Origin of the sequence: Streptomyces katrae, from assembly GCF_000717655.1 — a bacterium.
Classification (GTDB): Bacteria; Actinomycetota; Actinomycetes; order Streptomycetales; family Streptomycetaceae; genus Streptomyces; species Streptomyces katrae_B.
This window is the reverse complement of sequence record NZ_JNZY01000145.1, coordinates 1-205: the sequence shown is the minus strand read 5'-3', so window position 1 is coordinate 205 and position 205 is coordinate 1. Positions and strand designations below refer to the sequence as shown.

Annotated in this window: 1 protein-coding gene; it reads left to right on the top strand. The window is 70.7% G+C overall.

Annotated features, from left to right (window positions below):
* Positions 1 to 205 (top strand): aconitase family protein (locus IF09_RS41515; protein ID WP_037637325.1); only part of this gene is annotated, 205 nt, incomplete at both ends.

Sequence of the window (205 nt, the reverse complement as noted above, 5' to 3'; positions counted from 1 at the left end):
CTGCACGAGGTGACCAGCCCCCAGGCCTTCGAGGGCCTGCGGCAGGCCGGCCGCAAGGTCCGGCGGCTCGACCTCACCATCGCCACCGAGGACCACAACACCCCCACCCTCGACATCGACAAGCCGATCGCGGACCCGGTCTCCCGGGCCCAGCTCGAGACGCTGCGGGCGAACTGTGCGGAGTTCGGTGTGCGTCTGCATTCCC